Source organism: Streptococcus sp. 1004_SSPC, from assembly GCF_001069025.1.
In the GTDB taxonomy this organism is placed as follows: Bacteria; Bacillota; Bacilli; order Lactobacillales; family Streptococcaceae; genus Streptococcus; species Streptococcus vestibularis.
Window position 1 is genome coordinate 1 of record NZ_JWGQ01000067.1, and the last position, 12,704, is coordinate 12,704.

A 12,704-nucleotide genomic window follows, 5' to 3' on the forward strand; every position below is an offset into this window, starting at 1 on the left:
AAAATCTATTTTTTTCAAACATAATGTCTAAGAAGAAAAATAATATTTAAGAGTTCTAAATTACTGGTTTAAAAATCTCTTAAAACTTTTTTTCAAATATATTCTTTAAAAATAAAAATTAGTAAGGGGTAATAAATGCAAGAAAAAATTATTTGTGAAAAAGATAAAATACAACAATGTAATGAAAAGATAATGAAGAGATGTTTTTCAACAACATCAGCATTTTGTGGCATTGATAGCACAACTATTAGAATTAGTGGAACCTTTGAGTTTGATCATGATATTTTATCTAGATATTTAAAAACTAACAATAGTAAAAACAATAAATGTAAGATATCAGAATGTGGAAATTACGAATTTATCCAAATAACTTCAAAAAAATTTGGAAAACTCGAAATCGGACAGGATTTTTATAGGAAACATAGTAGTTACTATTGTCGTCTCCAACTCATTCATCCAGATGTTAATACTGAAACTATCTCAGTCAACCATTTAAAAAGTCGGGTTATAAAACTTTTAAAAATTTTCGAGTCTGAAATGGGAATACTAATCACTCCATACAAAATCAGTCTTATGAAGTTAGAACTTGCTTTTACTTTTGCTACCGACTCAATCATTCATCTTCAAACCCGTAATTTATTCATCAAGTGTTTTTCTAAAGCCTCTCAAGTTGATAAAAAAATTTATGAAAAGGCTTCAACTAAAGAGGATCATCACATTTTAAGTTCAAGACTACGAAAAAATATGGAGCATGTGTTATACGATAAGACTGCAAAAGCTGAGCACAGAAGACATATTAAACGTAATTCAAAACGGCAATTTAGAGTCTACCGCTATGAAACAACACTGAATGAACAAAAGATAAAAAAAGAATTTGGTTCAGCATTATTAGAAGATCTAACCGATAAACAAATTATTATTTTTCTTGAGGAACTTCTTACCAGCTCCATTTTTAGATATATCGACTTACTTAGAGAGTCAATCAAAATCACTGAGCAAGAATTATGTCGTTTGAATAGAGAAAAAGGAAAAGATGACTATATTGATGCTTTCTTATCAAGACAACTCAATAACTCACTTGAAAAACTCTCACCGCTCACTATTGACGAAGGCATCTTTTGCTTTTTAGATACTACTTCTTTTATAAGTACAAGCAACAGTGCTAGAACAAAGCGAAATCTTATTAAACAGAGTCGGAAACGTGATTCAAATGAGAGTACATATTTCTTATCTAAAATGATAAGTTGGCAAGTTTTACATCTTTTTAAACTATTTCATGATTCGCTAGAATTTGCAAAAGTTTTGGGGTTGGGTTGTTTTATCAATGAAACTTGTACAGAAATTCATTTATTAAAGCAAAAAGAATTCACTACTGATCAAAGAGATATTGTTTTTAATCAAATTATTCGCTCAAAAAAGAAAAACAATAAAATTGATTTAAATAAAATTATTATTAATCAATTAAATGATTTAGATAGTGAAATATTTTAGTGATTTTGATAGCTATTTTTAAATCCATCTATCAAGTATTTCTTATTATATCAAGGTTCTTGAAAAAATAACTCTTCAACCCTTGATGTTAAAAAAGGAGAATAATATGATCAAAAAAATTATTAATAAAAACGATTTAATTGCTTTGGGTTATAAAACTAATACCGCAATGACTATCATTCGACAAGCAAAGAAAATTATGGTACAAAAAGGATATGCGTTTTATAACAATCATCGTCTAGATTATGTTCCTATTCATGCTGTTGAAGAAATTATTGGGGTATCACTTTTAGAGAAAGAAAAGGAGGACTCCCAAAATAATGAGTGATAAAATTAATTTCAATGAGCAACAAATACTAAAAGAACAACCTCAACAAAAGACTAAAAAGCAAAAAAAGACAAAATATAATGGCGTTTATGTTGACAATAATGGGAAATTTTTTTACCAGACGGAATTTGGTTTAGATAAAATCACAGGAAAACGAATTCGCAAAAAGGGGAGAAAAGATAAAAACGGAATTGATTTTAAATCAGCTAGTGAAGCTAACAAAGAATTAACCAGAATCAAGAGAGAATATTATGAAGCTAATGGTTTTTCTAATTATCATATGAATTATAAACAATTTATGACTAACCATTACATTCCATATTACCGTACCACTGTTCAAGATAGCACATATTTAGTACGTGAAAAGAGTTTACTATTAATTAGTGAACGTTTCGGTAACACTAAACTTCGTTCAATATCAATTGAACAAGTACAAAGTTTTCGAACTTGGTTACTAACTAGTGCTGAAGAGGGAGGTGCCGGTTACTCCCAAGGTTATGCTAGCTTAGTCTTCGGAATGTTTCGAAAATCTTTAGATTATGCTTTTGATCTAGGTTATGTAGAAAGTAATATCTCTAAACGCTCAAAGGCAATCCCAAAAGGAAAAAGTGAGGTTCCATACTGGACAAAGTCTGAATTTGAATCCGTAATATCTATGATTTATATTAATGACTTTTACGAACATTTATATTTTGTTATGTTATGGATTTATTTTATGACCGGCATCCGTGTAAATGAAGGTTGTGCACTACAGTGGGATGATATTGACTTTGAAAAAAAGAGGCTTCGAGTCCATCACATGCTAATTATCAAAAATAAAAAAAATTGGACTCGTAATTCTTATACAAAAACTAAAGATGGCAAACGTATGATAAGCCTTGATGATGATACAATAAAAATTTTAAAAGAATGGCGTAAAGTTCAAGGTAATCTAGGCCTTGGCCATGACAGTGATTTTATCTTTTCATATGATGGACTTCCGATGCTGAAGTCTACAATTTCCAGAGCTATCAAAAGGTATGCAAAACTGGCTCATGTTAAACCAATTCAAGCTAAAGGATTAAGACACAGCCACGCTTCTTACCTTATCAATGAATTTAATGTTCCAATCTTGATTCTATCAAAACGTCTCGGCCACTCGTCACCAGAAATTACTCTTAAACATTACGCCCACATGTGGACGGGAGCAGATGAGGCTATCACACAAGAAATGACTGGCAATATTTCAATCTCATTCCCTTCAAAAAGTTTAGTAAAATTCAATGGAAATCAAACAATTTTAAAATAATAACAATCCCCACCACCTAGCCCACCAAAAATAAATAAGTCTTTCTAAAATCCCAAGATGAAAGGATTTTAGAGGTATAGATTACTATTGAGTGGGAATAAAACCAAAATCATCAAAAGCGCTGAACGCAATCGTTCAACGCTTTTTTGTTTTATATCTAAATGAAGTTTTAGAGCAATAAAAATTCCATCAATACAAATAAATCAATGGAATTTCGTTCAGATATACTGCTTTCAAAAAGTAGTTTAGCCAGTTTAGGCTACCCAACTCCTCATATAGTCATGGTAGGTATTGACAGATGTACGCTTACTTAGTGAAATCAAGTACCTTACGTCCTTGAATTTCACCTTTTTCCATTTGATCAAATACTTCTACCGCTGTATCGACAGGAACGGTTTCAACAACTGGTACTACCAAGCCTTGTGCACCGAAGTCAAAAGCTTCTTCTAAGTCTTTACGCGTACCTACAAGAGATCCAACAACACGGATACCATCTAGAACTGTTTTGACAATTGAGAGCTCCATGTATTCAGATGGGAGCCCAACGGCAACGATCGTACCACCGGCACGTACAGTATCGACAGCCTGGTTGAAAGCAACCTTAGAAACAGCTGTTACAACAGCACTGTGTGTACCACCAGTTTTCTCTTGGATATAGCCTGCTACATCTTCAACTTCTTTACCATTTACCACTAAATCCGCGCCAGATTCTTTAGCCAAATCTAGTTTATCTTGATTAATGTCAACTGCTACTACTCGTGCGTTAAAAACTTTCTTAGCATATTGAATAGCTAAATTACCTAGCCCTCCAGCACCATAAATAGCTACCCATTGACCAGGTTCAACTTTAGCTTCTTTAATGGCTTTATAGGTTGTAACTCCAGCACAAGTAATAGATGAGGCTTGAGCTGGATTGAGTCCTTCTGGAACTTTCACAGCGTAGTCAGCAGTAACCAAAGCATAGTCACTCATACCACCATCAACATTATAACCAGCATTTTTTACAGACCGACAGAGTGTTTCACGTCCAGTTGTACAGTATTCACAGTGGCCACACCCTTCGAAGAACCAAGCGATTGATACGCGATCACCTTTTTTAAGTGTTTCAACTCCTTCGCCAACTTCTTCAACAATACCAATTCCTTCATGGCCTAAGATACGACCTGGAACTTGACCAAAGTCGCCATGAGCTACGTGAAGGTCAGTATGGCAAACGCCACAGTATTCAACTTTAACCAAAGCTTGACCATGACCAACTAACGCTGGTTTTTCATGGTCCACAACTTCAATACCTGTGCTTGCTTGATTAACAACAACTGCTCTCATCTTAATTACCTCCATATGATAACTTTTAACACCCTCATTATAGCACTCTTAGAAACAATGTCAACGCTTACATAAAACGTTCCTCAGTCACTAACAAATTTCTTGAAAGCTCTGGCTAGCAATTAAAGACATACTATTTCTCCCGCTGGATGTGATATGATTTAATCATTTCCAAGATACCTATACTGTCTCACGAGTGTCTTGAAATCCAAAAGGCTGACTTCAAAATGGAAATAATGATTGCGTCCGTCTCTAGCATTCTCTTTATTTAATAGAAAATAATTCTTTTGACTGATAGCCATCTCTCTAAGAATATCATCCGTCAAAAAGGTTAAGGGAATATCCATAGCAGAATAGCGATAAAAATCTTCTTCAAACTTTAAATAGCTATCAGAAAAATAGTCAATTTGAAATTTATCATCATAAATTTCTCTCTTCTTCATCTATGTTTTCACCCCCAAAACTAATTTCTAATATATCCTTTGTTCGAATACCTTTATATTGCTTGAAAGATTTTATAGTAACTTGATCAAAATCCAAGTCAACCACATAACCATTAATCCTACAGCGCCTACCTTGAGCCTTTATCTGGAAATTCCCCAATAATTGACCCAAATAAAGCTGGTTCAATAAAGTAAACTTCTCTAAATCATCCAAATGATTAGTTAGATTTTCTTTAGTCTTATCTTCATGTAGGGAATTTGTGTGTTCCGACAAAAAGAAGCCCATCCACTTCATCATTCCCCTATCTTGGTGTTCCCTAGCTGATTGAAAGGGAAGGTAACTACGGTCTATCATTTTAATCCATCTAATCCTCCAGCTGAGTGGCCACCAATAAGCTTGCTTCGAGCAAGACTCCTAGATGCCTCCTGTAAAGCTGTTGCTTTTTGAATGGTCGTAAAGCCAAATTCCTGTCGAATACTATCTATAGCTGCTTGAAGCCTTTCTTCTTTATCAATATCATCAGGATTATCAAATAAAGAAAGAATTTGAAGCCTTTCATCTACAAAATTTGCATAAGAGACACTCATACTTCGAACAGCCCCTCCTTGATATTTCTTTCTAAAGAGTTCAATGACATGTCCTATTAGTATCCTTGTATTATTAGCAGGTTCAATCTTCATCTGTGCTTGTAGCGAACGCTTGCCCTCTAACTTTGAAAACCCAATGCTAATGGAAACTTGACAAGCTTTCTTATGGGCTCGTCTTAACCTAATAGCTACCTGTTCTGCCATCTCTCTTAGAATCAATTCAATATCAGCTTGACGATCATAGTCTCGTGGCAAGATTTGGGAATTCCCTAAGCCATGTGACTTGGGTTTATAAGGTTTATGAACATTACTTTCATCGATACCGTTGGCATGAAAAAAGAGGTCTAAGCCTACAATACCTAACTCCTTTTTAAGAGTATCAGGATTGCTATTAGCAAGTTCTCGAATGGAGCAAATTCCCAACTTGTTTAGCTGCTTCTCCATCCGCCTTCCAATCCCCCAGAAATCGGTCATATGGGGGATATTCCAAACCTTAGTCTCAACATCTTCATAGGACCAGTTGGCTCTCATAGTAGCCGTATGTTTGGCCTCATTATCAAGAGCTAACTTGGCCAATAAGGGATTGCTGTTAGACATCCCAACTGTCGAGTAAATACCTGTCTCCCTCCAAATATCTCTTTGAATACGCCCTGAAATCATATCTAACTTATCTTTTCTTGTAACTGTTCTATCGGGAATAAAGTAATTCAGTGACGACGTGAGATCAATGAAACCCTCATCAATGGAATAGGGAAGAATATCTTCAACACTGGCATAATTCTGGAAAATGTGTTGAATCTGGATATTCTTTTTTATATAGAGGTCCATTCTAGGAGGAACGATAAAGGTAACCTTAGCCCAAGATTCTATGTAATCTACAAAATCTCTATCCGTTGGAAGTCCCTGCTTTTTGGCATTATAATAATGAAACTTACGAGAATGAATATCAAAAGGTAAGTCATAAGAACGACTAACATTTGACTTGCCAAAAACCTGCTTAAATATGGGGGAAGAGGCTAGTATCAAGCCATTAGCATTTTCAGCCCTACTCATCACACATAGTGAAGTCTTAAGAGGGTGTAGACCACGTTCAACACACTCCACACTTGCATAGAAAGATTTCATATCTACAAAAGCAATATCACTTTGCGTTTCTCTTGAATAATCAAAATATCCCATGCTTGCCCTTTCGTTAGTTTATAAACTAACGCTAGTATAAATTATAACTTCTTATATTTCAAGTATTTTCCATAAAAAATAACAACATCCCTTCTAGAATGTTGTTATCCTTCTATTTTTTCCCTTTAACTTGGTCTGTGGCAACATCTTCGCCAAACCACTTTTTAGAAATCTTTTGGAATTCTCCTTTTTTATAAAGGGTTCTAAATCCTTGATTGATTTTTTTGATCAGTGTCTTATCTGCTTTACGAGCACCTACAGCAAAGCTTTCACCTTCATAACCAGCAGGCATAACATTATACTGATCCAGAACCCCTGATTTTTCTAAGTAGTAATTAGCATACACACGGTCAATCAATAGACTGTCAATACGTCCACTATCAAGGTCAATCAAGGCTTGAGTAAAGGTCGAATATTGGACTGCTTTTTGGTTGGCAACGATATCCCTCAAAATCTTCGGAGAAGCATTGAAAGCATCATAACCAGAAGCCCCCGCTTGGGCACCTAAGGTTTTGCCTGACATTCCAGCAACAGAATCAATTCCTGAAGACTTTTTGGTTACCAGTACTTGTTCATTGACCATATAAGGTTCCGTGAAGTCTGCAGACTGCTTACGCTCATCCGTGACCGAGTAACCATTCCAAATGAGGTCAATTGTCCCATTCTTCAGTTCTGTTTCTTTCATATCCCAGTCAATAGCCTGCCATTCGACATTGATACCATACAATTTAAAGACTGCAGTTGCAAGATCAATATCAAAACCAACATAGCTACCATCCTTTTCCTCATATCCCATAGGAACAAAGGTTGCATCAAAACCAATTTTGATTTTCTTTTCTTTGGTATAGATTTGCCACTGATCTTTCTGAGTTGCAAAATGTGAGCGCGAGCTGCAAGCTGATAGCGCAAACAAAGGAAAAATGACAAGACAGGATAGCAAAACTGTTTTCACTATTTTTTTCATAGAAAATCCTCACTATTTTGGATTGATAGTGACAATCTCATCGGCGATGTGCTGTGCAAACTGTATATCGTGAGTGATAACGATTTGCGTAATCCCAGTCTCACGATTCTGCACAATCAATTTCTCCACTTCTTGACGCAACTCAGGGTCAAGAGCTGATGTTGGTTCATCATAGCCGACAATTTTCGGATCAATCATCATAGCACGCGCAAATGCAACACGTTGTTTTTGTCCCCCAGAAAGAGAGTAAGGATAAGCATTTCCGTGAGCTCCAAGGCCTAAACGGTCAAGTAGAGCTTGAGCTTTTTTCTGAGCATCCTCCTTAGACATTCCCATCGTCTTAATCGGCGAAAGGGTTAGATTGTCTAAGACTGTCAAATGTGGAAACAGTTGGAAATCTTGGAAGACAAAACCGAGCAAATTACGACTTTCCATCTGATCCAAAGGAATCTCTTCATTTTCATAAATAATTTGTCCTGAATCAATGGTTTCAAGTCCTGCTAGCATACGCAAAAGAGTCGTTTTACCACCACCAGATGGTCCAACGATAGCTAGGATTTTCCCCTCTTCGACAGTTAGGTTATAGTTATCAAAAATTTTGTGTTGACCAAATTGCTTGGAAATATTTTTTAATTCTAACATAAGGTCTCCTATTTATAATAGTTGAATTTCTTTTCGATGTGTTTTGAAGCCACAGTCACCACACCCACAAGGACAAGATAAATAGCTCCTGCCACAAACATCGGTGCTAAGGTCGCATCACGGTTCGCAGCGGTACGACTTTCCAAAAGAAGGTCTCCAACCCCAAGCACATAAACCAATGATGAATCCTTAACCAAGTTAATAATCTCGTTAAAGATACTTGGCAAGACAATCTTAACCACCTGAGGAAGGATGATATAGCGGATGGTTTGGAAAGAACTAAGTTTAAGCATTTTAGCTGCTTCGTATTGTCCTTTCGGAATAGCCAAAATTCCTCCACGGAAAATCTCTGCGAAATAAGCAGCATAATTAAGCGTAAAAGCAAGAATAGCAGCCGGAAGGCGGTCAAAGACAATCCCTACACTCGGAAGAACATAATAAACGAAGATTAATTGCAAAAGGAGCGGTGTTCCACGCATAATCCAAACGTAAAGGGTTAGTAACCAATTTAAAGGTTTGAATTTAATCTGCATTAAGAAAGCAAGTACAATCCCTAATGGAATCGACAGTACGATAACAATGAAAAATACTTGAAGTGTGACTACCGCACCGTTCAAAAGGGCTGGTAATACTTCCAAAACGTATGACATATAAACTCCTATAATTATTTAGTATTGTTGAATATTATACCAAATTTTTTAAAAAAATGATATAAGATTTTGAAAATAGTAAAAAGGAGTGCGACTATACCCACTTTTTAAATGAGTTCATAGTCACACTCCTAAGAGACTTAAATAATCGTTCCTAAGAAACAAACCATACTTAAGTCTAGTGTCCCTAAAGCTTATTTTAGATTTTCTTAACAAATTCAGATTTAAGTTTCATAGCACCAAAACCATCAATCTTACAATCAATGTTGTGGTCACCTTCAACCAAACGAATATTTTTTACACGTGTGCCTTGTTTAATATCTTTTGGAGCACCTTTAACTTTCAAATCTTTAATAACTGTAACAGTATCACCGTCAGCAAGACGTGTTCCATTGCTATCAAGAACCACAAGTCCTTCTTCTGCAACTTCGTTTGGATCCCACTCATAGGCACATTCAGGACATACAAGTAAGATTCCATCTTCATAAACATACTCTGAGTTACATTTTGGACAATTTGGCAATGACATAATTCTCTCCTAAGATTGTGATATAGATACTATTCTACTTTAGATTTCCTAATTAAGCAAGGGTGAAAAACAAACAACATCCCTTACACTGTAAGAGATGTTGGTATTTTTATTCAACAGTAACTGATTTAGCCAAGTTACGTGGTTTATCAACGTCGAGTCCACGATGGAGTGTTGCAAAATAAGCAATCAATTGTGTCGGTACAACCATTGAAATTGGTGACAAGTAAGGGTGAACGTTATTAAGAACGATGTCATCACCTTCTTTAGCAACATTTTCCTCAGCAATAGTCAACACTTTAGCACCACGTGCTGCCACCTCTTGAATATTACCACGAGTGTGGCTAGCAAGAACAGCGTCAGACAGGAGGGAAATAACAGGTGTACCATCTTCGATAAGAGCGATTGTACCATGTTTCAACTCACCTGCTGCGAAACCTTCACATTGGATATATGAGATTTCTTTCAATTTAAGACTTGCTTCCATAGCAACATAGTAATCTTGACCACGACCGATATAGAAAGCGTTACGTGTTTCTGAAAGAAGAGCTGCTACCTTCTCATCAATCGCTTCTTTTTCAGAGAGTGTTGATTCGATAGATTGTGCTACAAGTGACAATTCATGTACCAAGTCGAATGCTTCAGCTTTTTCATTACCATTAGCTTCACCGACTGCTTTAGCCAAGAATGCAAGGGCTGCAATCTGAGCTGTGTAAGCTTTAGTAGAAGCTACGGCAATTTCTGGTCCAGCATGAAGAAGCATCGTGTGGTCAGCTTCGCGAGAAAGAGTAGATCCCGGAACGTTTGTCACTGTCAAACTTGGAATACCCAACTCGTTAGCTTTAACAAGAACCTGACGACTATCTGCTGTTTCACCTGATTGACTAATAAAGACAAAGAGAGGTTTCTTGCTAAGGAGTGGCATACCATAACCCCACTCAGAAGAAATACCAAGCTCAACTGGAGTATCTGTCAACTCTTCAAGCATCTTCTTAGAGGCAAAACCGGCATGATAAGAAGTTCCTGCTGCGAGGATATAGATGCGGTCAGCTTCTTGAACAGCCTTGATAATATCAGCATCTACAGTCACTTGTCCCTTGTCATCTGTGTAGGCTTGGATAAGCTTACGCATCACTGTTGGTTGCTCATCGATTTCTTTGAGCATGTAGTAAGGGTATGTTCCTTTACCGATATCAGAAAGGTCAAGCTCAGCAGTATAGCTATCACGTGCTTTCACATTGCCATCATAATCTTGAACTTCGACACTATCAGCTTTCACGATAACCAACTCTTGATCGTGAATTTCCATGTATTGGTTTGTTTCACGAATCATAGCCATAGCATCAGAGCAGATCATGTTATAACCATCACCAAGACCAATTAAAAGTGGTGATTTGTTTTTAGCGACATAAATTGTTGATGCATCTTCAGAATCCATGAGTGCAAAAGCATATGACCCACGGATAATGTGAAGAGCCTTCTTGAAAGCTTCAATAGTTGACAAACCTTCTTCTTCAACAAATTTACCAATCAAGTGAACAGCAATTTCAGTATCGGTTTGACCTTTGAAATGATGACCAGAAAGGTATTCTTCCTTAATTTCAAGATAGTTTTCAATAACACCGTTGTGAACCAAAACAAAGCGTTCTGTTTCTGAACGATGTGGGTGAGCATTGTCTTCCGTTGGTTTCCCATGAGTCGCCCAACGAGTATGTCCGATACCTGCAGTACCTTCTACTCCTGCAGTTTTAGCATTAAGTTCCGCAATACGGCCAACAGCTTTAACCAATTGACTAGATGTTTTACCAGCTACAAAGATACCGGCTGAATCGTAACCACGGTACTCTAGCTTTTCAAGTCCTTGAATCAAGATATCGGTTGCATTTGTGTTACCTACAACACCAACAATTCCACACATATTTTAATAATAACCTCAAATCTAAGAGGTCATGTCTCCTTCATTTAAAATTGGTATAGTCAACAAGCTCTTTAAAAAGCTTAACGAAGACAGTATATTCCATATATTTAACATTGTCAAGCATAAAATTGGTATAGTCAACAAAAGACTTTTTAATCGCTTCTTATCCTAAGGAATAATCCTTAAAGTATGCTATAATAAGGCTATGCGAATTCAACAATTACATTATATTATCAAAATCGTCGAAACCGGCTCAATGAATGAAGCCGCAAAACAACTTTTCATTACACAACCAAGTCTTTCAAACGCTGTCCGCGATTTAGAAAGAGAAATGGGAATTGACATTTTTATCCGTAACCCTAAAGGAATCACCTTAACCAAGGATGGAGTTGAATTTCTATCTTATGCCCGTCAAGTAGTAGAACAAACTAATCTCTTAGAAGAACGCTACAAAAGCCACACAGAGACACGGGAATTGTTTAGTGTTTCTTCTCAACACTACGCTTTTGTCGTCAATGCCTTCGTCTCACTTCTCAAGAGAGCTGATATGACGCGTTACGAGCTCTTCTTACGTGAAACTCGTACCTACGAGATTATCGAAGACGTTAAGAACTTCCGTTCAGAAATCGGTGTTCTCTTCCTTAATGGCTATAACCGAGATGTCTTGACTAAAATGTTTGACGATAACCGACTTACCTATACTAGTCTCTTTAAAGCTAGACCTCATATCTTTGTCAGCAAGTCAAATCCTTTGGCCAAGCATAAAGTGGTCTCATTGGAAGATTTAGAGGACTTCCCATACCTTAGTTACGATCAGGGGATTCATAATTCCTTCTATTATTCTGAAGAGATTCTCTCACAAATCCCCCATAAAAAGTCGATTGTGGTTTCAGACCGTGCAACACTTTTTAACCTATTAATTGGTTTGGATGGATACACAATTGCCACTGGTATCTTAAATAGTAATTTAAATGGTGACAATATCGTCTCTATTCCACTAGATATTGATGATGAAATTGATATTGTTTACTTGAAACATGAAAAGGCTACTCTCTCTAAAATGGGAGAAAAATTCTTAGATAATCTTGTTAAAGAGGTCACTTTTGATAACTAATATAAGAGCTACTTAGTCCCCATCACATAAGGTTGGAATTTTTTATCGTTCAAAAAAGAGCCCTTTTGTACTGACCCCAAAAAGTTAGACAATTAATTTATCCGAAGGATTTAGTGCTGTATTGCACAGGACTGAGTCCTTTTAGTTTTGCCTTAATTCGTTTATTGTTGTAATAATCAATATAGTCTACAATAGCTTGTTTCAAATGCTCAATTAACTTAAACATCTTCTCATAACCATAAAA

Annotated in this window: 14 protein-coding genes; 4 read left to right on the plus strand and 10 right to left on the minus strand. The window is 36.2% G+C overall.

Features of this window, described 5'->3' with window-relative positions:
- Nucleotides 1-135: 135 nt before the first annotated feature.
- The 3 genes from ADF62_RS05380 (at nucleotide 136) to ADF62_RS05390 (ending at nucleotide 3,107) form a co-directional block, all read left to right on the plus strand.
- On the plus strand, nucleotides 136-1,491 hold the full coding sequence (locus ADF62_RS05380) for a hypothetical protein (RefSeq protein WP_048788268.1): 1,356 nt from the start codon (nucleotides 136-138) through the stop codon (nucleotides 1,489-1,491).
- Nucleotides 1,492-1,597: 106 nt separating this feature from the next.
- On the plus strand, nucleotides 1,598-1,819 hold the full coding sequence (locus ADF62_RS05385) for a DUF3173 family protein (protein ID WP_048788269.1): 222 nt from the start codon (nucleotides 1,598-1,600) through the stop codon (nucleotides 1,817-1,819).
- The gene (locus ADF62_RS05390) at nucleotides 1,812-3,107 is read left to right on the plus strand and encodes a tyrosine-type recombinase/integrase (RefSeq protein WP_179944331.1); all 1,296 of its coding nucleotides are present in this window, start codon (nucleotides 1,812-1,814) and stop codon (nucleotides 3,105-3,107) included. The genes ADF62_RS05385 and ADF62_RS05390 overlap by 8 nt, the downstream gene beginning before the upstream one ends.
- 306 nt (nucleotides 3,108-3,413) lie before the next feature.
- On the opposite strand, the gene adhP is transcribed toward ADF62_RS05390, so the two are convergent.
- The 9 genes from adhP to glmS all read right to left on the minus strand — a co-directional run bounded on the left by adhP (nucleotide 3,414) and on the right by glmS (nucleotide 11,346).
- Entirely contained in the window at nucleotides 3,414-4,433 is a 1,020-nt protein-coding gene (adhP, locus tag ADF62_RS05395) for an alcohol dehydrogenase AdhP (RefSeq protein WP_003092519.1), read from the minus strand.
- 161 nt (nucleotides 4,434-4,594) lie between these two features.
- The gene (locus tag ADF62_RS05400) at nucleotides 4,595-4,876 is read right to left on the minus strand and encodes a DUF5960 family protein (protein ID WP_003092699.1); all 282 of its coding nucleotides are present in this window, start codon (nucleotides 4,874-4,876) and stop codon (nucleotides 4,595-4,597) included.
- Complete coding sequence (locus ADF62_RS05405) at nucleotides 4,854-5,231, minus strand: hypothetical protein (RefSeq protein ID WP_003097351.1); 378 nt, start codon at nucleotides 5,229-5,231, stop codon at nucleotides 4,854-4,856. Before ADF62_RS05405 ends, ADF62_RS05400 begins: the two co-directional genes overlap by 23 nt.
- A complete protein-coding gene (locus ADF62_RS05410) occupies nucleotides 5,228-6,643 on the minus strand; it encodes a Y-family DNA polymerase (protein WP_003097352.1) in 1,416 nt (471 codons plus the stop codon). The genes ADF62_RS05405 and ADF62_RS05410 overlap by 4 nt, the downstream gene beginning before the upstream one ends.
- 112 nt (nucleotides 6,644-6,755) lie before the next feature.
- The gene (locus ADF62_RS05415; RefSeq protein WP_048788270.1) at nucleotides 6,756-7,607 is read right to left on the minus strand and encodes an amino acid ABC transporter substrate-binding protein; all 852 of its coding nucleotides are present in this window, start codon (nucleotides 7,605-7,607) and stop codon (nucleotides 6,756-6,758) included.
- A gap of 12 nt (nucleotides 7,608-7,619) precedes the next feature.
- On the minus strand, nucleotides 7,620-8,249 hold the full coding sequence (locus ADF62_RS05420; RefSeq protein WP_003092990.1) for an amino acid ABC transporter ATP-binding protein: 630 nt from the start codon (nucleotides 8,247-8,249) through the stop codon (nucleotides 7,620-7,622).
- A gap of 8 nt (nucleotides 8,250-8,257) precedes the next feature.
- Nucleotides 8,258-8,899 carry an amino acid ABC transporter permease gene (locus tag ADF62_RS05425; RefSeq protein ID WP_003097355.1) on the minus strand — a complete coding sequence of 214 codons (642 nt, stop codon included), beginning with the start codon at nucleotides 8,897-8,899 and terminating at the stop codon, nucleotides 8,258-8,260.
- 199 nt (nucleotides 8,900-9,098) lie between these two features.
- The gene (locus ADF62_RS05430; RefSeq protein ID WP_003097356.1) at nucleotides 9,099-9,428 is read right to left on the minus strand and encodes a zinc ribbon domain-containing protein YjdM; all 330 of its coding nucleotides are present in this window, start codon (nucleotides 9,426-9,428) and stop codon (nucleotides 9,099-9,101) included.
- 109 nt (nucleotides 9,429-9,537) lie between these two features.
- On the minus strand, nucleotides 9,538-11,346 hold the full coding sequence (glmS, locus tag ADF62_RS05435) for a glutamine--fructose-6-phosphate transaminase (isomerizing) (protein WP_048788271.1): 1,809 nt from the start codon (nucleotides 11,344-11,346) through the stop codon (nucleotides 9,538-9,540).
- A gap of 205 nt (nucleotides 11,347-11,551) precedes the next feature.
- Here glmS and ADF62_RS05440 point away from each other — a divergent pair, with 205 nt between their 5' ends.
- Nucleotides 11,552-12,460 carry a LysR family transcriptional regulator gene (locus ADF62_RS05440; protein ID WP_003092595.1) on the plus strand — a complete coding sequence of 303 codons (909 nt, stop codon included), beginning with the start codon at nucleotides 11,552-11,554 and terminating at the stop codon, nucleotides 12,458-12,460.
- 97 nt (nucleotides 12,461-12,557) lie between these two features.
- Here the strand turns inward: ADF62_RS05440 and ADF62_RS10300 are convergent.
- The coding region (locus ADF62_RS10300) for an IS3 family transposase (protein ID WP_152901326.1) at nucleotides 12,558-12,704 on the minus strand (147 nt) is incomplete at its 5' end.